This is a genomic window from Stenotrophomonas sp. 8(2023), assembly GCF_030345295.1.
GTDB lineage: Bacteria > Pseudomonadota > Gammaproteobacteria > Xanthomonadales > Xanthomonadaceae > Stenotrophomonas > Stenotrophomonas muris.
Genome location: NZ_CP128404.1, coordinates 4,090,852 through 4,115,633, shown reverse-complemented (window position 1 = coordinate 4,115,633; position 24,782 = coordinate 4,090,852). Strand labels below are relative to the sequence as shown.

The window sequence follows — 24,782 nt, the reverse complement described above, 5'->3', positions numbered from 1 at the left end:
GCGTGATCGAACCGCAGCGCCACGCGCAACGCGCCGTTGCACACGGCGCAATTGACCCATGCCACGCGTGGGTGGGATCTCCGATCAGCGATGAGGAGTCAGGTCAGGCTGGTCACCGCTTCATTGGCCGCTGCCCGCACCTTCGGCAGCATTCGCAGTACCAGCGCCATCTGCGTGCGGATCAGCTGCAGTTTCGGCGGCATCGCCTCGTCGATCTGCTCCAGCTCGGCGGCCACCGCGCGGTCGGCGTCGTTGTCATCGTCGGCGACCGGTTGCCGTGCGGTCAGCGCCGAGGCCAGTTGCTGCAGTGCCTTGCGCACGCGCTCGCCGGCCGCCAATGCCAGCGGGTCGCCCGCATAGCTGTCCACCTGGTCGCGATGCGCGCCCAGCGCCGACAGGTGTCCCAGCAGCGTGTTGGACAGCGCCAGGAAGCGGAAGCCGGCATCCAGATTGCGGCGCACATGGCCGGGCTCACGCAGCATGTTCGACAGTGCGGTGGACAGCGCGGCATCGGCATTGTGCATGTCGCGCCGCGCGATGCGGTAGGCCAGGTCGTCGCGCATGCCGCTGCGGTACTGGCCCAGCACCGAATCCAGGTAGCGAGCCGCAGTGTCCAGCACGCGTGCCAGGACGAGATGCAGCTGCCGGCCCTGCCAGTCGGGCAGGACCAGGAACGCGGCCGCCGCTGCGATCGCGCAACCCAGCACCGTATCGACCATGCGCGGCACGATCAGCACGAAGCCGTCGCCGATCAGGTTGAAGCAGGTCAGTGCCATCACCGTGATCGCCGCCGACGCCACCAGGTAGCGGTCGGTGCGGGTGAAGAAGAACAGAAGTGCAGAGAGCAAGGCGATCAGCAGCTGCACGTGCAGCTGCGGGAACAGCTGCAGCAGCGCCCAGGTCAGCACCAGTCCGGCCAGGGTACCGACGATGCGCTGGGCCAGGCGTTGGCGGGTGGCGCCGAAGTTGGGCCGGCACACGAACACGATGGTCAGCAGTACCCACGAACCGTTCTGCGCATTGAACAGGCGGATCGCTGCAAAGCCGGCAATCAGCGCCAGCGCCATGCGCAGCCCATGCCGGAACAGCACCGAGCCGGGCGTAAGCTGCTGGCGGATGCGCACGCCCATCTCGCGCAGGGTGTGTGGGTTGCTGTCGCGCAGGCGGGTATCGACGTTGTCCAGGCTGGCTTCGGAGCGCTCGGCATCCAGCAGGCGCCGTTCGATGCTGCGCAGGTTGTGCACCAGCAGGTCCAGCGAGCCCAGCAGGCGCTGCCATTGCGGCCGCTGCTGGTCGCGCAGGTAGGCCAGCGCATCGGCCAGGTCGCGCCCGGCCTGCTGGTTGCCTTCTCCGTACACGAACGGACGGCGCAGCCGGATTGCCTCGCCCAGGCGGGCACAGGCCTGTCCCTGCAGGTCAAGCAGGCGCTGGCAGCGGTACAGCACGTCGCTGTGGAAGAACGCGTCCACCAGCGCGCCGTACGGGTAATGCGAGGAACTGGCGCGCTCGTGGAAATCCTGCGCCATGTAGTACAGGCGCAGGTAAAGGCCGGAGTTCACGCCGGGTCGGCCGGAGCGGCCGAAGCGGGCCAGGATCGCGGTCTTGGCCTCGTTCAGCGCGCCGACCACGCGGCGGTTCTGTTCGGCCAGGTCGAGCTGGCGACGTTGAAGGTCGGCTTCGCGCACCGGCTCGAACAGCGCGGCCTTCAGCTGCAGGTAGCGGCCCAGCTCAACGTACAGTCGCGCCACCCGCTCGCGGACCGGCCGGTTGGCGAACAGCGCGGTCCACAGGATCGACAGCAGGCCGTACCAGACCGCACCGGCCAGCAGGTGGCTGACCGCTTCCAGCGCACTGTGCAGGTCGCTGGCACCGTGCTGTTCCAGGCCGATCATGGTGTAGATCGCCAGCGTCACCGTGGCCTGGGCAATGGACGCATAGCGCTCGCCGAGCGCGCCGAGCAGGGTCAGGCCGAAGGTGGACAGCGCCAGCGCGCCGATGAAGATCCACGGCCACGGGAACAGCCAGATCACCGATGCTGCGGCAATGCAGAAGCACAGCAGCGACAGCGCCACCGCCTTGGTCCGGCCCCACCAGTTGTCATCGGTTTCGGCGATGGCACTGGCGATGATGCCGAGGAACACGCCGGGCAAGGCGGTCAGCGCATCCAGCTGCCAGCACACCGCCAGCGCCGCGGTCAGGGCGATGAACACCCGCAGGCCGTAACTGGCCTTCTCGTGGGCCCACAGGCGGCTGAGGCGGGATTGTCGGGCGGACATGCAGGCTCGGTGGAAGGGTCTCCGACCATTATTGCGGGTGTGGGGTGAAATATGGAGTGCGGACCAACGGTCCGCACCCACGGTAGTGGTAGTGCCGGCCGCTGGCCGGCAGATTTGCGGTACGGAGAAAGCCGGCCAGCGGCCGGCTCTACCCATAGATCCACGCCGCGCGTGGATGGGCCCTTCTAGGCCCGCTGCGCGCGCTTGAGCAGCTTGGCTTCGCGCCTGCGTGCGCGGCGTGCGCGCCAACGCTCGGCCAGGCACGAGAAGATCACGTACAGCGCCGGCGTGCTGAGAAGGGTCAGGCTCTGCGAGAACAGCAGGCCGCCGATCATCGCGATGCCCAGCGGGCGGCGCAGCTCGGACCCTTCACCCAGGCCGATCGCCAGCGGCACGGCGGCCAGGATCGCGACCATCGTGGTCATCATGATCGGGCGGAAGCGCACGATGCTGGCCTCGCGTGCGGCATCGCGCGGCGCCAGCCCATGCTCGCGCTGCGCCACCAGGGCGAAGTCGATCATCATGATCGCGTTCTTCTTGACGATGCCGATCAGCAGAACCAGCGCGATCATCGAGATCACCGACAGTTCGGTGTTGGTGCCGAACAACGCCAGCAGCGCACCGACGCCCGCCGCCGGCAGCGTGGACAGGATGGTGACCGGGTGGATCAGGCTCTCGTAGAGCATGCCCAGCACCAGGTAGACGGTCAGGATCGCGGCAAACACCAGGATCAGCATGTCGCTGGGATCTGAATTGAAGCCGAAGCCCGCATCGTCGGCCAGGCGGATGTCGCCAGGCATGCGCATGCCGGCGACGGTGGCATCGATGATCGCCTTGGCCTCACCCATGCTCACGTTCGGAGCCAGGTTGTAGCTGAGGTCCATCGTCGTGTACTGGTTCTCGTGGGTGATCTGCGAGGGGGCCAGGCCGGGCATCTGCGTGGCCACCGCGGTGATCGGCACCATGTCGCCGTTGCGCGCACGCACGTACACCTCATCCAGCGCCGCCGGGGTGGCGGTCTGCGAGGGCAGGGCGTTGACCACCACGCTGTACTGGTTGATGTCCGAATAGATGGTGGAGATCTGGCGCTGGCCGAACGCACCGTACAGCGCGCCGTCGATGGCGCCGACCGTGATGCCCAGGCGCGCGGCCTTGGCGCGGTCGATCTGGATGTTCTGGCGCAGTCCGGCATTGTCCACGTCGGTGCCGACGTCACGCAGCTTCGGGTTCTTCTTCAGTTCCGCCTGCAGCTTGGGCAGCCATTCCTGCAAAGCAGCCAGGTCGTTGCCCTGCAGGGAAATGCGGTACTGCGCGCCCTGGCTGGAACCGCCGCCATCGTTGCTGGGCAGGTCCTGGATCGCGCGCAGGCGCAACTGCAGGTCGGGGTAGCGATCGGCCTTGGCACTGAGTCGCGCCAACGCATGTGCGGTGGTTTCGCGGCGACCGTCGCTGCGTGACTTCAGCTCGATGTTGAACTGTGCACTGGAGCCCTGACGGCCGCTGCCGAGGCGCACACCCACGGTTTTCACTGCCGGGTCGGCCATCAGCATGTCGGTGATGCGACGCTGGCGGGCGACCATGTCCTCGAAGGAGACGGTGGCGCTGGAATTGGCGCGGCCCCAGATCAGGCCGGTGTCCTGCGGCGGGAACGCGCCCTTCTTCACCGCCCCGAACAGGAAGATGGTGACGCCGATCAGGATCAGCGGCGTCAGCGACAGCAGCAGCGCGTGGCGCAGCGAGAAGTCCAGGAACACGGTGTAGATGCGCAGCATGCGCTCGTGGCCGGCATCCAGCCAGCGTCCGAAGCGCGACGGCGGCGCGCTGTGGTCATGGGCGCTGAGGAAGCGGCTGCACAGCGCCGGGGTCAACGTCAGCGAAACGATCATCGAGACCACGATGGCCGCCACCAGGGTGACGGTGAACTCGCGGAAGAACGCGCCCATCATGCCGCTGGCGAACAGCAGCGGGATGAACACCGCGACCAGCGAGGCGGTGATCGAGACAATGGTGAAGCCGATCTCGCGCGCACCGGTCAGCGCCGCCTGCATGCGCGGCATGCCCTCATCGAGGTGGCGCATGATGTTCTCGATCACCACGATCGCATCGTCCACGACGAAGCCGATCGCGATCACCAGCGCCAGCAGGCTCAGGTTGTTCAGGGTGAAGCCCATCACGTACATCACCAACGCGGCACCGGCCAGCGACAGCGGCACGGTCACTGCGGCGATCAGCGTCGGTGCCAGCCGGCGCAGGAACAGCGCCATGGTCAGCACCACCATCGCCAGGCTGATCAGCAGGGTGATCTGCACTTCATGCAGCGACGAACGGATGGTCGGCGTACGGTCGAAGTACGGCGTCATCGTGGTGCCGGGCTGCAGGTAGTCGCGCAGGGTCGGGATCTGCGCCTTGACCCGGTCCACGGTCTCCACGATATTGGCGCCGGCACGGGTGAACACGTACATCACCACCGCCGGCTTGTGGTCGAACCACGCGGCCTGGTAGGCATCCTGCTGGCCGTCGTAGACATTGGCGATGTCCTTCAGGCGGATCACCCGGCCATCGCCCTGGGTCTTGACCACCAGGTCGGCGAAGTCCGCCGCACGCGCCACCGAATCGTTGGCGATGATCGCAGTGGTGGTGTTGCCATCGCTGAGGAAGCCGGTGGGCGAGGTCACGTTGGCCGCGCGCACGGCATTGCGCAGGTCGTCGGCAGTGAGTCCCAGCGCGTTCATCAGGCGCAGGTTAACGTCCACCCGCACCGCTGGCGTGGAGGCACCGGCGATGTCGACCGAGGCGACGCCACTGATCTGGCGGATGCGCTGCGCCAGCAGCGAATCGGCGACGTTGTACAGCTCATCGGCCGACTGCGTCTGCGAGGTCAACGCGATGGCGATCACCGGGTCGTCGTTCGGGTTCGCCTTCTGGTACATCGGCGAGCCCATGCCCGAGGGCAGGTCGGCCTGCGCCGAGTTGATCGCGGTCTGTACGTCCAGCGCGGCCGAATCGATGTTGTGGCCGCTCTGGAAGATCATGAACACCAGCGAGCTGCCTTCCGAGCTCGACGAGCGCATGCGGTCGATGCCCGGCAGCTGGCCGAGATGGCGTTCCAGCGGCGCGGTGACCGTGGAGGCCATGGTCGCCGCATCGGCGCCGGACTGGCTGGCATGCACGAAGATCACCGGGATCTCGATGTTCGGCAGTGCCGATACGCCCAGGCGCAGGTAGCAGATCAGGCCGACCATGAACAGGCCGATGGCCAGCAGCGCGGTGCCGATCGGGCGGCGGATGAAGGGGCCGGACAGGTTCATCGTGCGGCCCCTTGCAGCAGCGGGGCGTGGATCATGCCTGCGGCTCCTGCAGCGAACCGTCGCGCAACGCACGCTGCTCGCGGCGGCGGGCAAGCCACTCGGAGAAGCGCTCCATGTACAGGTAGATCACCGGCGTGGTGTACAGCGTGACCAGCTGCGACAGCAGCAGGCCGCCGACGATGGCGATGCCCAGCGGGCGGCGCAGCTCCGAGCCGATCCCGGTGCCCAGGGCCAGCGGCAGCGCGCCCAGCATGGCCGCGGCGGTGGTCATCATGATCGGGCGGAAGCGCAGCAGGCAGGCACGGCGGATTGCTTCGTGCGCGTTGGCACCGGCGCGGCGGGCCTCGATCGCGAAGTCCACCATCATGATGCCGTTCTTCTTGACGATGCCGATCAGCAGCACGATGCCGACGATGCCATCCACCGACAGGCTCAGGCCGCACAGCATCAGCGCCAGCAGCGCGCCGACACCGGCCGGCGGCAGCGTGGAGATGATCGTGATCGGGTGGATGTAGCTCTCGTACAGCACGCCCAGCACGATGTAGATCACCACCAGCGAGGCCAGCAGCAGCCACACCACGTCCGTCTGGCTGCCAGTGAACTCGGCGGCCTTGCCGATGAACTCGGCATGCAGGTGGGTGGGCATGTCCAGGCTGTCCTTGGTCTCCTGGATTGCACGCACCGCTTCGGACAGCGAATAGCCCGGCGCCACGTTGAACGAGACCGTCACCGCCGGCAGCTGCTGCTGGTGGCTGACCACCAGCGGCGCGCTGCTGACCTTGCCTTCGGCCAGCGCCGACAGCGGGATGATGTTGCCGGCGCCGACGGTGATGCCGGTGTTCTGCGCGCCGATGCCGGTGGCGGTCGACGAGTTCGACGAGGTGACCTGGCCGAAGCTGGTGGCATTGGTGCCGGTCAGTGCGCCGGCGCCGTTGGAGGCCACCGCCAGCTGCTCCATCAACGCGGTGCTGGTGCGGAACTCCGGCGCCACTTCCAGCACCACGCGATACTGGTTGAGCTCGGTGAAGATGGTGGAGATCTGGCGCTGGCCGAACGCATCGTAGAGCGTGTCGTCGATGGTCTGCATCGGCACGCCCAGCACGCTGGCCTTGTCGCGGTCGATGTTCAGCTCCAGGGCGCGGCCCTGGTTGGACAGGTTGTTGTCGACGTCAGCCAGTTCCGGGCGCTTGCGCAGCGCTTCGGTCAGGCGCGTGGCCTGGGTGGCCACCGTTGCCGAATCGACGTCCGACAGCGAGTACTGGTACTCGGTGGCGGCCACGCGGGTATCCAGGGTCACGTCCTGCACCGGCTTCAGGTACAGCGCCACGCCGGGAATGCCGGCCACCGCCTTCTGCAGGCGCGGCAGGATCTGCTCCAGGCCATCGCGCTGGCTGCGCTCCTTCAGCACGATCGACAGCTGGCCTTGGTTGAGCGTGGGGTTCATGCTGCCGGCACCAATGAACGCCGACACGCCGGTCACATCCGGATCGTGCCGCAGTGCTTCGGCGACCTGCCGGGTGCGCTGTTCCATCTGCGGGAAGGCAATGTTCTGGTCGGCCTGCACCACGCCGGTGATCAGGCCGGTGTCCTGTTCTGGCAGCAGGCCTTTGGGAATCAGCACGTACAGCAGCACGGTCAGTACCAGCGCGCCGCCGGCCACGGCCAGGGTCAGGCGCTGGTGGCCCAGCACCCAGTCCAGGCTGTGCTCGTACAGGCCGACGGTGCGCGTCCACAGGTTCTGCTTGCCGGCGGCCGCTGCGCGCTCATGCGCGTCCTCGCCCTCGGGCAGGGCGTCGGGCTTGAGCAGGTAGGCACACATCATCGGGGTGAGCGTCAGCGAGATCAGCATCGACAGCACCACCGCGATGCTCAGCACCCAGGCGAACTCGTGGAACAGGCGGCCGGTGACGCCGGGCATCAGCAGCAGCGGCAGGAACACCGCTACCAGCGAGACGGTCAGCGACAGCACGGTGAAGCCGATCTGGCGCGCGCCGATCTCGGCCGCTTCCTTGCCACTCTTGCCCTGCTCGATGTAGCGCACGATGTTCTCGATCATCACGATCGCATCGTCGACCACGAAACCGGTAGCCACCACCAGCGCCATCAGCGAGAGGTTGTCCAGCGACATGCCGGCGAACGCCATCACCGCGAAGGTGCCGGCCAGCGACAATGGCACCGCCACAGAGGGAATGATCGTGGCCCACAACCGGCGCAGGAACACGAAGATCACCGCCACCACCAGGCCGATGGTGAGGATCAGGGTGAACTGCACTTCATGCACCGAGGCGCGGATGGTCTCGGTACGGTCGTTGAAGATCTCCAGGTGCACGTCGGCCGGCAGCACGCCCTGCAGCTGCGGCAGGATCGCGCGGATGCGCTCGACGGTCTGCACGATGTTGGCACCAGGCTGGCGCCGGACTTCCAGCAGCACCGCCGGCTTTCCATCGGCCCAGGCGGCCAGCTGGTCGTTCTCCACGCCATCGATCACCTCGGCCACGTCCGACAGCCGCACCGGGCGGCCGTTCTTGTAGCTGATGATGGTGTCGCGGTACTCGGCGGCGCTGGCCAGCTGGTCGTTGGTGCCGATGCTGTAGGACTGCGTCTTGCCGTTCAACGAGCCCTTGGGCGCATTGACGTTGGCCTGGGTCAGTGCGCTGCGCAGCTGCTCCAGGGTCAGGCCCATGTTCGACAGCTGCGCCGGATTGACCTGGATGCGCACGGCAGGGCGCACGTTGCCGGCGATCGACACCAGTCCCACGCCCTGCACCTGCGACAGGCGCTGGGCCAGGATCGAGTCGGCGTAATTGTTGACGTCGCGCAGCGGGCGCGTGTCGGAGGTCAGCTTCAGGGTGACGATGGCCGCGTCGGCCGGATTCACCCGGTTGTAGACCGGCTGGTAGGGAAGCGACGAGGGCAGGGTGGCCTGGCGGATCGCCGCCTGCACGTCCTGCGCGGCGATGTCGATGTCGCGGTCCATCGAGAACTGCAGGATGATCGTCGACAACCCGGCCGACGAGTCGGAGGTCATCAGCTCCAACCCGGAAATCTGCCCGAACTGGCGCTCCAGCGGGGTAGTGACCAGCGAAGCCATGGTGGTGGCGTTGGCACCGGGGTACTGGGTGGTGACCACCAGGCTGGGCGCATCGATTTCCGGCAGCGCCGACACCGGCAGCTTGCGGTAACCGAGGATGCCCAGCAGCAACAGGCCCGCCATCAACAGCGAGGTGGCGATCGGGCGGCGGATGAAGATCGTCGAAAAGCCCACGGACTGATCCTTGCTGGCACTTCAATGTCGGCGCCGGCGGGTATGCCGGCGCGAGGGAGATCAGTGGCCTGCGCTCAGCGCGGGCCACCACCGCGACGGCCACCGCCGCCTGCGTTCTTCTGCTCGGCCGCCTTCAGTTCGGCCTCGGTCGGTGCGGCCGGGGTCTCGCCCGGCTTCAGCGCGGTGACCTTGCTGCCCGGCTTCAGGCGGAACTGGCCTTCACTGACCACCCGCTCGCCGCCCTTCAGGCCTTCGGCGATCTGCACCTGGCTGTCGCCCACTTCCACGCCGCTGCGCACGGTCTGCATCTTTACCGTGTTGTCGCCCTGCACGATGTAGACGTACTCGCCATCCGGGCCACGCAGCACCGCCTGGGTGGGGATGACCACACCACCGGCGATCGTGCGCAGCTGCATGCGCACGTTGACGAACTGGCCCGGCCACAGGCCGTTGTCGGTGTTGTCGAAAATCGCACGCGCCTTGAACGTGCCGCTGTCGGCACTGATCAGGTTGTCGACCACGTCGAGCTTGCCGTCGCCGGACAACACATGCGAATCGGCACGGTCCAGCGCGGCCACCGGCACCGTGCCGGCGGCCTGCGCCTGGCGCACGTCGCCGAGCTGGCGCTCGGGCAGGTTGAACAGCACGTGGATCGGATGGATCTGGGTCAGCGTGACCAGCGCGGTGCCGGCGTTGACCACGTTGCCCGCGTCGACCGCGCGGATGCCGGCGATGCCGGAGATCGGTGCGGTGACCTTGGTGTACTGCAGCTGCACCTGCGCCGAACGCATGCTGGCCTCGTTGGCGGCCACGGCGCTTTCGTACTGTGCCACTTGGTTTCGCTGTGTATCCAGATCGGTCTTGGCGACGTACTGGCGATACTCAGGCGCGTTCGAGCGCTGGAAGTTGGAGCGCGCAGTGGCCAACAGGGCTTCGTTCTGGCGCTTGGCTGCGGCGGCCTGGTCATAGCTGGCCTGGGCCGTGCGCGGATCGATCACCGCCAGCACGTCACCCTGCTTCACTTCCTGGCCTTCGCGGAAATTCAGGCTCATCAGCTGGCCGCCGACCTGCGGGCTGACGGTAACGGTGTTCATCGCAGTCACCGTGCCCAGCGCGCTGGCATACACCGGCACGTCCTGGCGCGTGGCCTCCACCACGGTCACCGGTACTGGACCGGCATTCGGATCCTCGCCGCCTTGGCGCGCCCCCGCAGCTGCACCACCGGCCTTGTCCTTGCCCCCGCCCATGACGCGCAGGCCGACCACGGCCAGCACCAGCACTGCCACGACCAGCAGCACGATCTTCCAAACACGTGACATTACGAGGACTCCGAGAGGGCTGGACCAGGCGGGACGCCGGGGCAATGCGCAAAGCATACCTGTGCCACATCACGTTTCCTGCATGACGGATGGGACGGGCGCTAAGACCGGATCGAGCGCCGGAGGTTCCCGTGGCGGCGGTGTTGCCCTACATTCAGCTGGAACCCTTCTGCTGTGGAGATTGCGATGCGCCGTTCGCTGCTGCTGTCCGCCCTGCTGCTGGCCCTGCCGGCCCTTGCCCACGCCCAGGACGGGCAGCGCCCGGAAGTGACCGCCGCCGCGCAGCGGCTGCAGGCCAAGGTGGTCGAATGGCGCCGCGATTTCCACCAGCATCCGGAGTTGTCCAACCGCGAGGCGCGCACCTCGGCCGAGGTCGCCAAGCGCCTGCGTGCGATGGGCCTGAAGCCGAAGACCGGCATCGCCCACCACGGCGTGGTTGCGATCATCGAGGGCGGCAAGCCGGGGCCGAAGATCGCCCTGCGCGCCGACATGGACGCGCTGCCGGTGACCGAGCAGACCGGCCTGCCGTTCGCCTCCAAGGCCACTGACCAGTACCGCGGGCAGACCGTGGGCGTGATGCATGCCTGTGGCCATGACGCGCACACCGCGACCCTGCTCGGCGTGGCCGAAGCACTGGTGTCGATGAAGAAGGACCTGCCGGGCCAGGTGATGCTGATCTTCCAGCCGGCCGAGGAGGGCGCACCGCCGCCGGAAGAGGGTGGTGCGGCACTCATGCTGAAGGAAGGCCTGTTCGCCGATTTCAAGCCGGAAGCGGTGTTCGGCCTGCATGTGTTCTCCAGCGTGCAGGTGGGTCAGATCGCGGTGCGCGGTGGCCCGTTGATGGCGGCCTCGGACCGGTTCGGGATCAAGGTGATCGGCCGCCAGACGCATGGCTCGGCGCCGTGGAACGGGGTTGATCCGATCGTCGCCACCGCCGACCTGGTGGGCACCGCGCAGACCATCGTCAGCCGCCGCGCCAACCTGTCCAAGCAGCCGGCAGTGCTGACCTTCGGCGCGATCAACGGCGGCATCCGCTACAACATCATTCCCGATGAAGTGGAGATGGTCGGCACCATCCGCACCTTCGACGAAGGCATGCGCCAGCAGATCTTCGCCGACCTGCGCAACGTGGCCGAGCACACCGCCGCCGCGCATGGTGCCAAGGCGGTGACCGAGATCTACGAAGCCGACGGCAACCCGGCCACGGTGAACAACCCGGCATTGACCGCGAAGATGCTGCCGAGCCTGCAGGCGGTGGTGGGCAAGGACAACGTATACGAGCCACCGCTGCAGATGGGTGCGGAAGATTTCTCGCTGTACGCCAAGGAAGTGCCGGGCATGTTCTTCTTCGTCGGCTCCACCAGCGCGGGCATCGATCCGGCAACGGCGCCGGCCAACCATTCGCCGAAGTTCCTGCTGGATGAGAAGGCGCTGGATGTCGGGTTCCGCGCGCTGCTGCAGGTGAGCCTGGATTATCTGCACGGTGCCGGCACCCCGGCGGAGTGAGGGTTTCCGCAGGGCTTGCAGCCCTGCACCCGCTTGGATCAACGGCAACGTCAACGTCAACAGCGGGCATTCCGTGGGATGGCGGGGTGGGTCCGGTTGAGGGGGACGCCGTAAACCCGTCCCTGGGGGCTTGGCCGCGGCATCCATGCCGCGGACACCCCCTCAACCGGACCCACCCCGCCTTCGACAGTGTCCCGCGGCTGTTGGTGCCCGCTGCTGTTGGTGGGTGCCGACCGTTGGTCGGCACGGCGGACGTCATGAACGTCTGAAGGATCGGATTCTGATTTTGATTTTCCTGATCTTTCCCGTGGTGGCGCGGGAAATTGTCCGTGGCCGGGAGGGTGGGTTGGCTGGGGGCGTGAGCCGCATGGATGCGGCGACCGAGCCTCCATGGATGGATTCACGGCGTCCCCCGGCCAACCCACCCTCCCGGCCAGCTCCTGTATCCGGCAACACAACCACCACGGAGGGGCTCCGCCGTTGGCCGGCCCGGCCGAAGGCCCGCCGTCCGCGCGATACAATGGCGCCCATGAACACCCCACAGGATTCCAGCCTCGGTCGCGAGGTCAGTTACCCGTCGCAGTACGATCCCGGCCTGCTGTTTCCCATCCCCCGCAGCGGCGCCCGCGCCGAGATCGGCCTCGATGACGCCGCGCTGCCGTTCGTTGGCCACGACCGCTGGCATGCCTTCGAGCTGAGCTGGCTCGACGCGCGTGGCAAGCCGCAGGTCGCCGTCGCCACCGTGCAGGTGCCGTGCACCTCGCCGCGGTTGATCGAATCGAAGTCGTTCAAGCTGTACCTGAACTCCCTCAACAGCACCCGTATCGACAGCGCCGAGGCACTTCGTGGGCGCCTGGTGGCTGACCTGTCGGCCTGCGCCGGTGCGCCGGTGGAGGTCGAGTTCGGCCTGCCGGGCCTGCGCGAGACGCCACTCGGTGAATCCATCGACGGCCTGGATGTGGAGATCGACTGCTACGGCCCGCCGCAGGCAGACTTCCTCGCCGCTGATACCGGCGAGGTGGTGGAGGAAACCCTGGTCTCGGCGCTGCTGAAGTCCAACTGCCCGGTTACCGGCCAGCCGGACTGGGCCACGGTCAGCCTGCGCTACCGCGGGCCGAAGATCGACCGCGCCGGCCTGCTGCGTTACCTGGTCAGCTACCGCGAGCACGCCGAGTTCCACGAGCAGTGTGTTGAACGGATCTTCAGCGAGGTGTCTGCGCGCTGCCAGCCGCAGTGGCTGGAAGTGGAGGCCCGCTACACCCGTCGTGGCGGCCTGGATATCAACCCCTGGCGTGCCAGCCCGGGCATCGCCGCCCCGGCTGCGACCTACCGCGAACTGCGGCAGTAACCGCCACAGGCGGTTGCCCGTTGCGCCGGGCCATGCCCGGCGAGCGCCGGCCAGCGGCCGGCACTACCATGATTCGCAGGTGGTTACGGGTAGAGCCGGCCGCTGGCCGGCAATCGGCCAAGGCCGGATCCCCCTGGCACAGCCGGCCAGCGGCCGGCACTACCGGGCGTCCATTCCCCCGATTGTTCAGCCGCCCCGGGGGGCGGCTTCACATCTGCACCATCCCCATTTAACAACCTCCATGGCACCGTGCGAATCACGTAGTCATGCAGACGGGAGTTGTGGATGAGTACCGAGAAGAAAGCCGATTTCTCCGGCGTCAGTGGCAGTGTCGACAGTACCGCCGAGCAGGTGCCGAAGGCGGACTTCTCCGGCGTCAGCGCTTCGGTGGACAGCACCGCAGACGTTGTCAGCGGCGGCACCTATACCGTGCAGAAGGGTGACTCGCTGTCGAAGATCGCCAAGCAGCATCTGGGCGACGCCAATGCCTGGAAAAAGATCTTCGAAGCCAACCGCGATGTGCTTGATGACCCGGACAAGATCTTCCCGGGCCAGACCCTGAAACTGCCGCCGAAGTAAGCCGGCCATCGAACGCCGTCCGACAATCCCTGGGAGGAACCCCGAATGATCAAGACCACCCCGCTACAGACCGCCCTGATCGCCGCCCTGCTTGGCAGCGTTGCCCTGGTCGGTTGCAAGAAGAAGGAAGAGTCGACCGACAGCAACGCCGCTCCGGCAGCGACCGCCCCGGCCGAACCCGCAGCTCCCGCGCCGATGACCGGCGCACCGCCGCCGATGGCCGAAGCCGCTGCGGTCAACGTCTCGTCGGTCACCGTCGGCAAGACCGCCGCCGCCGACAAGTCGGTTGCGACGACGGCTTTGTTCGCACCGAAGGATGACATCATCGTTTCGGTCAAGACCGACGGCGCTGCAAACAACGTCACCGTTGGCGCCAAGCTGACCTATCAGGACGGCCAGGTAGCCGGCGAACAGAACGCCACCCTGAACACCAGTGGTGCGGAAACCACCAACGTCACGTTCAAGAATGCAAAGGGCTGGCCGGCCGGCAAGTACCGCGCCGAGGTCACCGTCGATGGCAAGGCGGCCGGAACGCCGCAGGAGTTCGAGGTCAAGTAAGTCCTGCCGACTCTCTCCCGGCAGGGCTCACGATGGACGCAGCCGCGAGGCTGCGTCCTTTTTTGTTGGGCGATGGCTGGCTTCATCCACGCATGGCGTGGATCTGCTGATGCTGTGGGGGGCTTCATCCTGGCGCGGATGGATCACAGCGTTGCCGCCGTGCAGTACCGCCGCGTATGGCGCGGCTTTGCCCCGCGCGGCTGAAAACGCGACAATGCAGGGGTTTCCCCGCCGCGCGCCCACCCTGACGGCGACGGGGGAAAGCGTGGGGCCCGGCCCCGCGCGCGACACGGTTGCACGTGGCCCGGCGCTGGCGCCGGCCTTCCCCTGAGCACTGCTACAGAGTCCAAGTCCCCCATGTCCAAGATTCTCTACACGCTGACCGACGAAGCACCGTTCCTGGCCACCCAGTCGCTGCTGCCGATCGTCGGCGCCTACACCGCCACCGCAGGCATCGTGGTGGAAACCCGTGACATCTCGCTGTCCGGCCGCATCCTGTCGCTGTTCCCTGAACTGCTCAGCGACGCGCAGAAGGTCAGCGACGACCTGGCCGAGCTGGGCCAGCTGGCGACCACCCCGGACGCCAACATCATCAAGCTGCCGAACATCTCCGCCTCGGTGCCGCAGCTGAAGGCGGCCATCAAGGAACTGCAGGACCAGGGCTATCCGCTGCCGGATTACCCGGAAACCCCGGCCGACGACCAGCAGCGCGACTACAAGGCGCGCTACGACAAGGTCAAGGGCAGTGCGGTGAACCCGGTGCTGCGCGAAGGCAACTCCGACCGCCGTGCACCGCTGTCGGTGAAGAACTACGCGCGCAAGCATCCGCACCGCATGGGCGCCTGGGCGTCGGATTCGAAGTCGCACGTCGCGCACATGGCCGCCGGTGACTTCTACGGCAGCGAGAAGTCGGCCACCCTGGCCAACGCCGGTTCGCTGAAGATCACCTTCCACGGCAAGGACGGCAGCGCCGTCGTGCTGAAGGAAAAGACCGCAGTGAAGGCGGGCGAGATCGTCGATGCCGCCGTCATGAGCCGCAAGGCACTGGCCGCGTTCATCGGCGAGCAGATTGCCGATGCCAAGGCCCAGGGCGTGCTGTTCTCGCTGCACCTGAAGGCGACCATGATGAAGGTCTCCGACCCGATCATGTTCGGCGTGGCGGTGAACGAGTTCTACAAGGACGTACTGACCAAGCACGCCGACGTGCTGAAGCAGGCCGGTTTCGATGCCAACAACGGCATTGGTGACCTGGCTGCGCGCCTGCCGTCGCTGCCTGAAGCCACCCGCGCCGCGATCGAGGCCGACCTGGCCGCCGAGTACGCGCAGCGCCCGGGCGTGGCCATGGTCAATTCGGACAAGGGCATCACCAACCTGCACGTGCCGAGCGACGTGATCGTCGACGCCTCGATGCCGGCGATGATCCGCGACTCGGGCAAGATGTGGAATGCCGAAGGCAAGCTGCAGGACACCAAGGCGGTCATTCCGGACCGCTGCTACGCCGGCGTGTACCAGGCCGTCATCGACGACTGCAAGGCGCACGGTGCCTTCGACCCGGCCACCATGGGCTCGGTGCCGAACGTCGGCCTGATGGCGCAGAAGGCCGAGGAGTACGGCTCGCACGACAAGACCTTCCAGATCGCCGCCGATGGCGTGGTCAAGGTCACCGATGATGCCGGCGCCGTGGTGTTCGAGCACGCCGTGGAAGCTGGTGACATCTGGCGCATGTGCCAGACCAAGGACGCGCCGATCCAGGACTGGGTCAAGCTGGCCGTCGAGCGCGCCCGCCTGAGCAGCACCCCGGCCGTGTTCTGGCTGGACGCCGCCCGCGCCCACGACGCGCAGGTCATCGCCAAGGTCGAGCAGTACCTGAAGGACCACGACACCACCGGCCTGGATATCCGCATCCTGCCGCCGGTGGAAGCCACCGCGTTCTCGCTGGACCGCATCCGCAAGGGCGAGGACACCATCTCGGTGACCGGCAACGTGCTGCGTGACTACCTGACCGACCTGTTCCCGATCATGGAACTGGGCACCAGCGCCAAGATGCTGTCGATCGTGCCGCTGATGGCCGGTGGCGGCCTGTTCGAGACCGGTGCCGGTGGATCGGCCCCGAAGCACGTGCAGCAGTTCGTTGAAGAGGACTACCTGCGTTGGGATTCGCTGGGTGAGTTCCTGGCCCTGGCCGCGTCGCTGGAACACCTGGGCAACCGCTACGACAACGCCGCTGCCCGCGTGCTGGCCAAGGCGCTGGACGAAGCCAACGGCCAGTTCCTGGACAACGACAAGTCGCCATCGCGCAAGCTGGGTGGCATCGACAACCGTGGCAGCCACTTCTACATCGCGCTGTACTGGGCCCAGGCCCTGGCCGCGCAGGACGAGGACGCCGCCCTGAAGGCGCGCTTCGCCCCGCTGGCCAAGACGCTGACCGACAACGAGCAGAAGATCGTCGAAGAGCTGATCGCAGTGCAGGGCAAGGCCGTGGACATCGGCGGCTACTACCGCCCGGACGTGGCCAAGGCCAGCAAGGCGATGCGCCCGAGCGCGACCTTCAACGCCGCGCTGGAACAGCTGCGCGGCTGATCCACTGCCGTTCGGCCGTGACACCGGAACCCGCGCTTCGGCGCGGGTTTCTTTTTATGGCGCTGGGGTCAGATTCCTTTTGCAAGCAAAAGGGATCTGACCCCATTCGACCCGTGTCCAGAACCGTGACATCCGTCGGTCGTCGGAATGCCGTCAACGGGGCATGAAACTTGCCCGCGATGGCGGTCGCAGAATGGATCGGCGCCGTTTCGCAGTCGCCTTGAATCTGAGCAATCGATCACGACGGCCGCCGCTGGCGATGCCCTAGCCTTGGCGACGCGAGGCCACCGGGGAGGTGGCCGCACGGGGAACACGGATGGCACGCGTGCTGGTAGTGGGAACCGATATCCAGGGCGAGCAGGCCCTGCTGCAAAGGCTGCGCCTGGCCTCGGCGCTGCCGGATGGCCAGGTCCGCCGCAGCCAGGATCTGGACGATTGTGATCTGCTGGTCATCCGCGATACCCCGGCGCTGCGCAACGCCGCCCAGCGCATGCGACAGCAACGTCCGCGCCTGCAGTGCTGGATCGAGGACATCGGCGGCCAGCTGCGTGATGGCGACGGGCATCAGGACGTGCTTGATGACGGTGCCATCGGTCGCGCGTTGCGTCGCATGCAGTTGGCACCGGAGCCCCTGGTCATGCAGACACCTGCGCCGATCCGCCTGGCAGATGGCGCGCACGCCATCACCCGCCTGCTGCGCGAGCGGCTGCCGCTGCGACAGGGCCAGGCACTGCTGGGTGATGCAGGCGAGCCTCTGCTGCTGATGGATCTGGAGCACGATCAGGCCGTGCTGTTGCAGGAGCCGGCTGCGGCGCTGGTGGAGCGGCTGGCCGATGCCTTTGAGCGCCTGCAGCTGGACGCGCTGACACCGGCGCGCCTGCAGGCCCTGGCCGGCGAGCGGCCACGCCAGCCGCTGCGGCCACTGCTGTGGCAATGGGCGCAACGCAGCCGCCATTGGCAGGCGCTGGACGAGCGCCTGCGCGGCGCCTCGGTGAAGCTGCTGCGCTGGCCGGACTTCCGCGTACTGGGCCATGACCACGATGGCTTCCGCCTGTGCTCGCTGCTGCTCAAGCGTGCGTGCACGGTTGAGGAATGCGCGATGCTGCTCGAACTGCCGGCGGCGGCCGTTCGCGATTTCATCCATGCCGCCTATCTGTGTGGCTACGCGCAGCTGCAGGCCGCCCCGGCGACGCTGATGATGGCGGCGGGTGGCACCCGCACCGACAACGGACTGCTCGCCCGCCTGTGGCGGCACCTGCGCGGGAGCGAGCGCAATGCGTGAGCACAAGGTGGTCGTGCTGGGCGGCATGGGCAGCGGCAAGTCGACGCTGGTACGCAGCATCGCGGCTGGCGCGGTGGTCGACACGGATGTGGCCAACAGTGATCGCCTCGGCGCCGACAAGGCCTCCACCACCGTGGCGCTGGACTATGCAGACATCGACCTGCCCAACGGCGAACGCCTGCGTCTCTACGGCACACCCGGCCAGCAGCGTTTCGATTTCCTGTGGCCGATCCTGCTGCAGGGCGCGCGTGGCGCGGTGCTGCTGCTGGATGCGCGCCGCGCCGGCCTGGCCAGCGAGCTGGAAGGCTATCTGCAGGTGCTGCAGCCGTTCGCATCATCCTTGGCACTGGTCGTGGCGGTCACCCACCTGGACCAGGCACCGCAGGCCGCACTGGATGACTGGGCCATCCGTGCCTGCCTTGACGACCAGCCGCTGCCGCTGCTGGCCGTGGATGCCCGTGACCGAGGACAGGGACTGCTGCTGATGGATGTACTGATGAGCGAAATGGAAGCGCACGCACTGGTGGCTGCACATGGCTGACGGGCAGGTGGTGGTACTGCCCGACGCCGGTCAGCGTGAGCGCCTGCAGCCCCTGCTGCAGGACCTGCAGCAGCGGGTCGAAGGCGTGCGCACGGTCGTGCTGGCCAGCGTCGATGGCTTTGCCCTGGTCAGCGCCGGCGCCGAAGGGCGCGGCGAACGGCTGGCGGCGATGACCAGCGCGATGCTGGCGCTGGCTGCGGCGGTCGGGCGCGAACTGGTGCTGGGCGATCTGCAGACACTGATGCTGGAAGCGGCGGGCGGAAAGGTGCTGATGCTGGCGATCCAGGCCGAAGGGCGCGCACCGTTGCTGCTGATGGCGGCCTGCGACCAGCGCAGCGTGATCGGCCAGGTGCTGTGGCAGAGCAGGGAATGTGGCCAGGCGATCCTGGCCGAACTCGGCGGATCGTGAGCCCGGCCGCAGGGGAACAAGGGGCTCGGACCAACATCGACAAGGGGTGCGACGTGGCTGGATTGAATGATTCGTTGAACGCACTGATGGGCATCGACGGCGCGCAGGCAGTGGCGCTGGTCGATTACGAAAGCGGCATGCTGCTGGGCGAAGCCGGTGCCGGCATGGACATGGAAGTGGCCGCCGCCGGCAATACCGAAGTGATCCGCGCCAAGATGAAGACCGCCGCATCGCTGAACCTCAACGACAGCATCGAGGACATCCTGATCTCGCTGGGCAAGGCGTACCACATCATGCGCCCGGTGGCGAAGAAGAAGGGCCTGTTCTTCTACATCGTGCTGGACCGTACCAAGTCCAACCTGGCATTGGCCCGGCGCAAGGTGCAGGACGTGGAGGCCGAACTGGCGATCTGAGCGGCCGCCTCCGTAGCGCCGGACCATGCTCGGCTGCTTCCAGCCGAAGCAGCCGAGCACGTTCGGCGCTGCCTTCAGGCTGCTGGAAGCAGCAGTGCAGAGACGAACGAGAGAGCCTTGCTGTCGCGTGCGGCGAAGTACCTGGGCGCATGATCTGGCAGCCACACTTCGTTGAAGTGGCGGCGGAAGTCCTCGTAGAACTCGTTGGGATACAGCTTGGCCTGCACCGTGCGGCCGTCCGGGTAGGCGTGGTCATACGTGGGCAGCGCATCGGTGTCGACGCCGCGATGATCCCTCAGCCATTTGCAGAACAGTCGGCCTTCGGAGATGTCCGGCACCAGCGCCTGCGGGAGCGTATAGCCCGCCTGCTCCAGCGGTGCGATCAGGTTCAACGTCAGCTCGTTGAGCATCGAGAAATGGGTGTACGGCACCTTGGCACGGTTCTGCATGTAGCGGTCGATGTGCACGGGCAGCAACGCATTGGCGCGACCCTGCTGCCATTCCACCACCCACTGCGAGACCTTCACTGCGAACCTGCGCGACAGCCACTGGCCGAGGTGGATGGCGAGGTACGGGTGGATCCAGGTGCCCTGCATGGCCGGGTTCCCACCGGATACCACGTGGATCAGCTCATTCTCGGACAGCTTCGTCTGCGCCATGAGCTCCTGCAGGAACTCCTCCGTCGATTTCAGTGCCCGGTAGTCGGACCAGCGCTTGCCGACGGACTGGCACAGGGCGGTCGCGCTGATGTAGCCGTCGCGGGCGCGCTGCGGGATGACGTTGCCTTCCTCCACGCGCGGAATAAAGGTCATTTGCTGCATGCGTCACCTCGTGCCGTTGTTGGGCCTGAAAGGGTAGGCAGCAGGGAGGCATCAGGTCTGTAGGAATCGTTGCGTTTGTCGCGGCATGCAGTGGCCCTACACAAGCCACCCCACGCCAGCGTATGGTGAGGCAGGTCCTCCCGGGTGAGCCCTGCATGTCCGAGCCTGACACCGTTGCCGACTTGGCGTCGCGCATCGCCGGCGCCATTCACGCCGGCTTCGAGCAGTATCACGCCCGCTTTGCGGCGATCACCGCCCGTGCGCGGCAGCGTTTCGAGCAGCGCGACTGGGTGGGCGCGCGCCGGGATGCAGTCGAGCGCATCGCGTTGTACGACCTGTGCATTGCCGAACAGATGGATGCGCTGCGGCGCCTCGCCGGCGAAGCGATCGGGGAACGCGCGCTGTGGCTGCAGGTGCATGCGCGCTATAGCGCACTGCTGCGGGGGCTGATCGACGCCGAGCTGTACAAGACCTTCTACAACACGCTGTCGCGGCGCTTGTTCTCCACCCGTGGCGTGGACCCGGCGCTGGAGTTCATCGCCTTCGATGTCGAGCCGTCCGATGCGATCACCCACCCGGTCGCACGGCATACCTATGCGGTCTCGCCGACGCGGCCGGTGGAGGCTCTCCAGCGCGTGCTGGCCGATTACCGCTTCGACATTCCGTATGCGCACCAGCTGCGCTGCGCGGCGGCCATCGCTGTGCGCCTGCAGGATGATCTGGCCCACTGGGGTGATACGCCGGTGCGCAGCATCGAGCTGCTCGACACCGTGTTCTACCGGGAGCGCCGCGCCTACCTGGTGGGTCGCGTGTTCGGCGAACACCGCTTCTCACCGTGCGTGATCGCCCTGGTCAACGATGGGCAGGGCCTGCGTGCAGATGCGGTGCTGACCCGGCGTCGCGATGTCGCCCATCTGTTCGGCGTGTCGCGCAGCTATTTCCAGGCCGACCTTGCCACGGTGGGCGATGCGGTGGTGTTCCTGCGCAGCCTGTTGCCGGGCAAGCCCATTGATGAGATCTATACGGTGCTGGGCCGCGCCAAGCAGGGCAAGACCGAGCGCTACCGTACCTTCTTCCGCCACTTCAACGAACATCCGCAGGAGCGGCTGGTGCATGCCGAAGGCACGCCGGGCATGGTCATGGCGGTGTTCACCCTGCCCAGCTATCCGCTGGTGTTCAAGCTGATCCGCGACCGCTTCGCGTGGCCGAAGTCGATGTCGCGGCAGCAGGTGGAAGAGAAGTATGCGCTGGTGTTCAACCTCGACCGTGTCGGTCGCCTGCTTGATGCGCAGCCGTACCGCCATCTGCGTTTCCCGCGCGACCGCTTCGCACCGGCCTTGCTGCAGGAGCTGCTTGCGCAGTGCGCGCAGAGCGTGCGCGTTGATGGCGATCAGGTGGAAGTCGCACTGTGCTACGTGCAGCGTCGCTTCCGTCCATTGAACCTGTACCTGCGCGAGCAGGGCGGCGACGCGGTGCGTGCGGCGGTACTCGACTACGCGCAGGCGATCACCGACATGGCGCGCAACAACATCTTCCCCGGCGACATGCTGCCGAAGAACTTCGGCGTATCGCGGCATGGCCGGGCAGTCTTCTACGACTATGACGAGCTGTGCCTGGTCAGCGACTGCGTCTTCCGCGCCTGGCCGCAGCCGCGCACGCCGGAGGAAGCCATGGCCGACGAACCCTGGTTCCATGTCGGGCCACGCGACGTGTTTCCCGAGCGCTTCGGCCCGTTCATGGGCCTGCCGGCGGGCGAGCTGGCGGCGGTGCGCGAACATTACCGGCACCTGTTTGATCCCGCGTGGTGGCAGGGCCTGCAGGCGCGCTTCGCCAGCGGTGATTATCCGGATACGCCGCCCTATGCGGCGGTCCATCGCCTGGCCTGAACGGCGTGGCGTGGACTGCCTGCCGGTCCCGCTCGGACTGCGGTACGCTCGGGGTTCACCTCATCACCATGGATCCGGCAATGATGCGTTCCCCCCTGTTCCTTGCGCTGGCCCTGGCGTTCGCCGCCGGTGCTCCCCTGCTGCCGGCCGATGCCATGGCCCAGAACGCGCGCGCCGTGCGCGCCACTGCCGAGATGAGCATGGTGCTGTCGGGCAGTATCGACGTGGCGGCCGATGGTTCGGTCAGCACGCTGGTCCTGGACCAGCGTGCCATGCTCGCACCCGGCATCGTGTCGTTCGTGGAAGGCGCCATCCGCGGCTGGCAGTTCGAACCGACGCTGCGCGATGGCACGCCGGTGGCCGTCCACGCGCCGCTGCGCGTACGCCTGCGTGGCAAGCAGCAGGAAGACGGCAACTACCAGATCAGCATGACCAGCGTCGACTTCAGTGAATATGATCCGAAGGCTACCGATTCGATCACCCAGAAGCGCATGCCGCCGCCGCGCTACCCCGAAGAGGCCTTCCGCAATGGCGGGCAGGGTGACGTACTGCTGCTGGTCAAGGTCGCACGCGACGGCACCGTGGCCGATGTCATTGCCGAGCAGGTGAACATGACCGTGGTCGCACCGGAACGGACCATGGCCAGGATGCGCGACATCTTCGCCAAGGCCAGTATCAGTGCGGCCCGCAAGTGGACCTTTTCGCCGCCGACCACCGGCGAGGACAGCACGCGGGATTCATGGACCGTGCGCGTGCCGGTCACTTTCGCCCTGAACAACAGCGACAACGGCCAGCCGGAACGCTACGGCCGCTGGCGTGCCTTCATCCCCGGCCCGCGCCAGGCCGCACCCTGGCGCACGCCGGATGGCGCCGGACAGGCGGGAAGTGATCTGCTGCCGGCCGGCGGCGTGTACATGGTCGATGGCACCCAGCGCGGCCTGCGCCTGCTGACGCCGCTGGCGCAGCGCTGAGCCCGGTGCGATGGAGCGGTCGGCCAGGCCGGCCGCTTTTCAGTCCGCGTACGGGTAGACCACCACGCGGTTGCGGCCCTGTTCCTTGGCCATGTACAGGGCCTTGTCGGCCAGCCGCAGCGCCTGCTCGGCATCGACATGGAAGCTGGGGAAGTGGGCCACGCCCAGCGACACGGTGATGGTGCCGACCGGCTCGAACGGATGATCGGCGATGTGCTGGCGCAGGCGCTCGCCGGCCTGGCGCGCCGAGTCGGTACTGATGCCCGGCAGCAGCAGCAGGAATTCCTCGCCACCGGCACGGCAGAGGATGTCGCTGTCGCGCGAGTAGCGGCGCATCTGGTCGGCGATATGGACGATGGCGGCGTCACCGACGTCATGGCCGTGGCTGTCGTTGATCGATTTGAAGCGATCGATGTCCAGCGCCAGGATCGCGAACGGAATGCCCTGCACCTGCAGCGCATCCAGCGCCTGCTGCAGGCCGCGGCGATTGAGCAGGCCGGTCAGCGGATCGGTACGGTTGGCGCGGTTGAGTGTGCCAATGCGGTCCTGCAGGGCGTTGAAGCTGTGCAGGACCGCTTGCTTGAGCTGGGCAACCTCGAAGTACCATGCGCGGATGCCGCTGACGTGGTTGATCGCGCTGCCGGTGTCCTCGCCACCCTGCACGTTGCGCGCCAGCTGCCACAGCGGCATCGAGATGCGCCGGGCGAACCACCAGGTGATCAGCAGTGACAGCAGGCCGAGCGGGATCGCGTTCCAGATCACCGCGGTCATCAACCGTGACAACGGCTGCAATGTGGCCTCGGTCGGCCGCTGGGCGATGATGCCCCAGCCGGTGGCCGGTACCGGCGCGTAACCGGCCAGCATCGACACGCCCAGGTTGTTACGGACCTGCTGCGCGCCGCGCTCACCGCGCACCACCGCCTTCACCGCCGGGTTGCCGACCACGTAGTCGCCGACCCGCTTGCCGTCGGCGTGGTACAGCAGGCGGCCATGGCGGTCGACCACGTACAGGTAGGAGCCGTCGCGGTAGTAGTGCTTGCCCAGCAGCGTATGCAGCGCGCTGCGCTGGCGCAGGTACAGGGTGCCGCTGACGTAGCCGCGATAGTGGCCCTGGCGGTCGAAGATCGGGTGCGACAGCGAGACCAGCAGCTTGCCTGTGGTCGACTGGTACGGGTCGCTGATCATCGGCTGGCGTGCAGCCAATGCGGCATTGTTGCCGACGCTGTGCAGGATCTCGCCCTGCAGCTGCAGGGTCTGCGGCGAGGTGGCGATCACCAGGCCGTCGGCGTCCACCACCAGCGAGGAATTGAAGCTGTTGGTCTGCAGCTGCAGGCGGCTGGCCTCGTCCTGCGCCTGTGCCGGATCGAGGTCACTCTGGCCGAGCCGGGTGGCGGCGTAGGCCAGCTCCTGCTGCGCGGCCAACAGGAAGTTCTGGGTGGTCTCGGCCAGCTTGGTGGCATAGACGCGGTTGGCTTCCAGGGTATTGCCGACCAGCTGGTCGCGCTGCACGCGGTAGCTGGCCAGCAGTGTATTGGCCAGGGCGATGATGGCGCTGAGCAGGGCCAGGGCGAGGATCAGCTTGCCCAGGTTGAGGCGGGGAGACAGCGTTCGCATGCGTCGACGGATCCGGCAGGAGGCTGGACCCGACCGGTTCTCCGGAAGGGGCGACAGCGGAATCGGTGGCCACGCCCGCAGGGCCGGGCAGGGTATCGGGCGGATT

General features: G+C 67.1%; 17 protein-coding genes. 11 read left to right on the top strand and 6 right to left on the bottom strand.

The genetic code is table 11. From position 1 onward, the window contains the following. Nucleotides 1–98: 98 nt before the first annotated feature. The 4 genes from yccS to QP609_RS18980 form a co-directional block, all read right to left on the bottom strand. On the bottom strand, nt 99–2,276 hold the full coding sequence (gene yccS / locus QP609_RS18995; RefSeq protein WP_014648650.1) for a YccS family putative transporter: 2,178 nt from the start codon (nt 2,274–2,276) through the stop codon (nt 99–101). Between the two features lie 185 nt (nt 2,277–2,461). Then, on the bottom strand, nt 2,462–5,584 hold the full coding sequence (locus QP609_RS18990; RefSeq protein ID WP_049403847.1) for an efflux RND transporter permease subunit: 3,123 nt from the start codon (nt 5,582–5,584) through the stop codon (nt 2,462–2,464). Nucleotides 5,585–5,615: 31 nt separating this feature from the next. Beyond that, the gene (locus QP609_RS18985; protein WP_049440059.1) at nt 5,616–8,849 is read right to left on the bottom strand and encodes an efflux RND transporter permease subunit; all 3,234 of its coding nucleotides are present in this window, start codon (nt 8,847–8,849) and stop codon (nt 5,616–5,618) included. A gap of 74 nt (nt 8,850–8,923) precedes the next feature. Next, entirely contained in the window at nt 8,924–10,168 is a 1,245-nt protein-coding gene (locus QP609_RS18980) for an efflux RND transporter periplasmic adaptor subunit (RefSeq protein WP_014648647.1), read from the bottom strand. A 186-nt stretch (nt 10,169–10,354) separates the two neighbouring features. Here QP609_RS18980 and QP609_RS18975 point away from each other — a divergent pair, with 186 nt between their 5' ends. The 9 genes from QP609_RS18975 (at nt 10,355) to QP609_RS18935 (ending at nt 19,384) form a co-directional block, all read left to right on the top strand. Further along, nucleotides 10,355–11,674 carry a M20 family metallopeptidase gene (locus QP609_RS18975; protein WP_046432850.1) on the top strand — a complete coding sequence of 440 codons (1,320 nt, stop codon included), beginning with the start codon at nt 10,355–10,357 and terminating at the stop codon, nt 11,672–11,674. 529 nt (nt 11,675–12,203) lie between these two features. After that, nucleotides 12,204–13,022, top strand: coding sequence for an NADPH-dependent 7-cyano-7-deazaguanine reductase QueF (queF, locus tag QP609_RS18970; protein WP_014648645.1), 819 nt, complete (start codon nt 12,204–12,206; stop codon nt 13,020–13,022). 285 nt (nt 13,023–13,307) lie between these two features. After that, entirely contained in the window at nt 13,308–13,601 is a 294-nt protein-coding gene (locus tag QP609_RS18965) for a LysM peptidoglycan-binding domain-containing protein (protein ID WP_005419771.1), read from the top strand. Nucleotides 13,602–13,646: 45 nt separating this feature from the next. Continuing rightward, nucleotides 13,647–14,159 (top strand): hypothetical protein, encoded by a 513-nt coding sequence (locus QP609_RS18960; RefSeq protein ID WP_014648644.1) that lies wholly within the window; start codon nt 13,647–13,649, stop codon nt 14,157–14,159. A gap of 357 nt (nt 14,160–14,516) precedes the next feature. Next, on the top strand, nt 14,517–16,739 hold the full coding sequence (locus QP609_RS18955; protein ID WP_046432822.1) for an NADP-dependent isocitrate dehydrogenase: 2,223 nt from the start codon (nt 14,517–14,519) through the stop codon (nt 16,737–16,739). A gap of 316 nt (nt 16,740–17,055) precedes the next feature. Next, on the top strand, nt 17,056–18,021 hold the full coding sequence (locus QP609_RS18950; RefSeq protein ID WP_046432820.1) for a hypothetical protein: 966 nt from the start codon (nt 17,056–17,058) through the stop codon (nt 18,019–18,021). Further along, nucleotides 18,014–18,562, top strand: a complete 549-nt coding sequence (locus QP609_RS18945) for an ATP/GTP-binding protein (RefSeq protein ID WP_014648641.1) — start codon at nt 18,014–18,016, stop codon at nt 18,560–18,562. Before QP609_RS18950 ends, QP609_RS18945 begins: the two co-directional genes overlap by 8 nt. Then, nucleotides 18,555–18,971, top strand: a complete 417-nt coding sequence (locus QP609_RS18940; RefSeq protein ID WP_197621720.1) for a roadblock/LC7 domain-containing protein — start codon at nt 18,555–18,557, stop codon at nt 18,969–18,971. The genes QP609_RS18945 and QP609_RS18940 overlap by 8 nt, the downstream gene beginning before the upstream one ends. Nucleotides 18,972–19,024: 53 nt before the next feature. Continuing rightward, nucleotides 19,025–19,384 carry a hypothetical protein gene (locus QP609_RS18935; protein ID WP_014648639.1) on the top strand — a complete coding sequence of 120 codons (360 nt, stop codon included), beginning with the start codon at nt 19,025–19,027 and terminating at the stop codon, nt 19,382–19,384. Nucleotides 19,385–19,458: 74 nt separating this feature from the next. Here the strand turns inward: QP609_RS18935 and QP609_RS18930 are convergent, their stop codons facing one another. Next, the gene (locus QP609_RS18930) at nt 19,459–20,205 is read right to left on the bottom strand and encodes a KilA-N domain-containing protein (protein WP_014648638.1); all 747 of its coding nucleotides are present in this window, start codon (nt 20,203–20,205) and stop codon (nt 19,459–19,461) included. Nucleotides 20,206–20,360: 155 nt separating this feature from the next. Here QP609_RS18930 and aceK point away from each other — a divergent pair, with 155 nt between their 5' ends. Both aceK and QP609_RS18920 read left to right on the top strand, forming a co-directional pair. Next, nucleotides 20,361–22,091: a bifunctional isocitrate dehydrogenase kinase/phosphatase gene (gene aceK, locus QP609_RS18925; RefSeq protein ID WP_049439331.1), complete on the top strand. Its 1,731-nt coding sequence runs from the start codon at nt 20,361–20,363 to the stop codon at nt 22,089–22,091. Between the two features lie 80 nt (nt 22,092–22,171). Beyond that, nucleotides 22,172–23,062 (top strand): energy transducer TonB, encoded by an 891-nt coding sequence (locus tag QP609_RS18920; RefSeq protein ID WP_049404052.1) that lies wholly within the window; start codon nt 22,172–22,174, stop codon nt 23,060–23,062. A gap of 39 nt (nt 23,063–23,101) precedes the next feature. Here QP609_RS18920 and QP609_RS18915 read toward each other — a convergent pair whose 3' ends face one another. Beyond that, the gene (locus tag QP609_RS18915; protein WP_032961682.1) at nt 23,102–24,676 is read right to left on the bottom strand and encodes a sensor domain-containing diguanylate cyclase; all 1,575 of its coding nucleotides are present in this window, start codon (nt 24,674–24,676) and stop codon (nt 23,102–23,104) included. Nucleotides 24,677–24,782: the final 106 nt, after the last annotated feature.

Excerpts from the sequence above, each read along its gene's own strand:
- QP609_RS18940 (WP_197621720.1), top strand. The coding sequence starts at position 18,555 with ATGGCTGACGGGCAGGTGGTGGTACTGCCCGACGCCGGTCAGCGTGAG.
- QP609_RS18955 (WP_046432822.1), top strand. The coding sequence starts at position 14,517 with ATGTCCAAGATTCTCTACACGCTGACCGACGAAGCACCGTTCCTGGCC.
- QP609_RS18990 (WP_049403847.1), bottom strand. The coding sequence starts at position 5,584 with ATGAACCTGTCCGGCCCCTTCATCCGCCGCCCGATCGGCACCGCGCTG.
- QP609_RS18975 (WP_046432850.1), top strand. The coding sequence starts at position 10,355 with ATGCGCCGTTCGCTGCTGCTGTCCGCCCTGCTGCTGGCCCTGCCGGCC.
- QP609_RS18960 (WP_014648644.1), top strand. The coding sequence starts at position 13,647 with ATGATCAAGACCACCCCGCTACAGACCGCCCTGATCGCCGCCCTGCTT.
- QP609_RS18965 (WP_005419771.1), top strand. The coding sequence starts at position 13,308 with ATGAGTACCGAGAAGAAAGCCGATTTCTCCGGCGTCAGTGGCAGTGTC.
- aceK (WP_049439331.1), top strand. The coding sequence starts at position 20,361 with ATGTCCGAGCCTGACACCGTTGCCGACTTGGCGTCGCGCATCGCCGGC.
- QP609_RS18920 (WP_049404052.1), top strand. The coding sequence starts at position 22,172 with ATGATGCGTTCCCCCCTGTTCCTTGCGCTGGCCCTGGCGTTCGCCGCC.
- QP609_RS18915 (WP_032961682.1), bottom strand. The coding sequence starts at position 24,676 with ATGCGAACGCTGTCTCCCCGCCTCAACCTGGGCAAGCTGATCCTCGCC.
- queF (WP_014648645.1), top strand. The coding sequence starts at position 12,204 with ATGAACACCCCACAGGATTCCAGCCTCGGTCGCGAGGTCAGTTACCCG.
- QP609_RS18980 (WP_014648647.1), bottom strand. The coding sequence starts at position 10,168 with ATGTCACGTGTTTGGAAGATCGTGCTGCTGGTCGTGGCAGTGCTGGTG.
- yccS (WP_014648650.1), bottom strand. The coding sequence starts at position 2,276 with ATGTCCGCCCGACAATCCCGCCTCAGCCGCCTGTGGGCCCACGAGAAG.
- QP609_RS18945 (WP_014648641.1), top strand. The coding sequence starts at position 18,014 with ATGCGTGAGCACAAGGTGGTCGTGCTGGGCGGCATGGGCAGCGGCAAG.
- QP609_RS18930 (WP_014648638.1), bottom strand. The coding sequence starts at position 20,205 with ATGCAGCAAATGACCTTTATTCCGCGCGTGGAGGAAGGCAACGTCATC.
- QP609_RS18950 (WP_046432820.1), top strand. The coding sequence starts at position 17,056 with ATGGCACGCGTGCTGGTAGTGGGAACCGATATCCAGGGCGAGCAGGCC.